Source organism: Psychrobacter sp. DAB_AL32B, assembly GCF_002224105.1.
GTDB lineage: Bacteria > Pseudomonadota > Gammaproteobacteria > Pseudomonadales > Moraxellaceae > Psychrobacter.
Genome location: NZ_NEXU01000152.1, coordinates 1 through 496 on the forward strand (window position 1 = coordinate 1; position 496 = coordinate 496).

The following is a 496-nucleotide window of genomic DNA, read 5'->3' on the forward strand; positions in this document are numbered from 1 at the left end:
ATCACCCGCACGACGATCAGCGAACTGGTAAGGAATTTTTTGCCCTGACACTTCGGAGAAAGCCGTCACCAACTCTAATACCGAGGTGCCCGTACCCGTACCAAGATTGATAGGTAAGAAGCCTAAAGCTGAGTTTGGTTGCTCTAGATAGTTAAGCGCGGCGACGTGGCCTTGGGCTAGATCAGTGACATGAATAAAATCACGGACACCAGTGCCATCAATTGTTGCATAGTCATTACCAAAAATATTCAGCTGAGACAGCTTACCAACGGCTACTTGCGAAATATAAGGCATCAAATTATTAGGAATATCGTTTGGATCTTCACCAATCTGACCTGATGAATGCGCACCAACTGGATTAAAATATCTAAGTGTGATTAGGTTCCAATCACTGTCAGATACGGCTAGGTCTTCTAAAATATGCTCAACGACCAGTTTTCTTTGCCCATAAGGATTGGTACAGGATCGCTTCGAGCCCTCATCAATCGGTAACTTT

General features: G+C 44.4%; 1 protein-coding gene. It reads right to left on the minus strand.

Going from position 1 to position 496, the window contains the following annotated elements:
* The coding region (locus tag CAN34_RS13765) for an NAD-dependent epimerase/dehydratase family protein (protein WP_121509239.1) at positions 1-496 on the minus strand (496 nt) is incomplete at both ends.